The following is a 588-nucleotide window of genomic DNA, read 5'->3' as shown; positions in this document are numbered from 1 at the left end:
CGCAGAATCCCACGATCGCCGGCGGGCATTGCTGAATACCACCCCGAATGGCGTCATCCGTATGAGTGATGAAGTCAAAGGCGTGGTGGAAACTTCGCTCAATCTGGGCGTAGTCACCATGAACGCTGAACAGGCAGAAATCGTCTGCTTGATCCGTTCGCTGATTGACAGCGGGAAAGATGCCGTGGTCGGAACGTTAACGGCGTTAGGTCAGTTAGCGGGCGCTCACACCGCGCCGAAAGGCGGCTACCCGGGCTGGAAGCCGGATGCCCATTCACCGGTGATGCAGTTGGTGCGTGAAACGTACCAGAAGCTGTTCGACACCACGCCGAACGTCATGGTTATTCACGCCGGGCTGGAGTGCGGGTTGTTTAAAAAACCCTACCCGAATATGGACATGGTTTCTATTGGGCCCACCATCACCGGACCGCATTCACCCGATGAGCAGGTACATATTGCAAGCGTAGGCCGCTACTGGCAACTGCTGACAGCACTGCTGGCAGCCATCCCAGAAAAAGCCTAAGCACGGCGCGCCGGGGCATTTACGGCTACCGGCGCGTTGTTGACTTCACGCCCCGTCACTCCAAA

General features: G+C 57.5%; 1 pseudogene. It reads left to right on the top strand.

Annotated features, from left to right (window positions below):
* Positions 1 to 523: pseudogene (locus J5224_RS34165) on the top strand (M20/M25/M40 family metallo-hydrolase); the annotation flags it as partial.
* Positions 524 to 588: the final 65 nt, after the last annotated feature.

Source organism: Candidatus Symbiopectobacterium sp. NZEC135 (genome assembly GCF_025962695.1).
The sequence above is the reverse complement of the archived record's forward strand: the minus strand, read 5'-3'. Positions and strand labels throughout refer to the sequence as shown.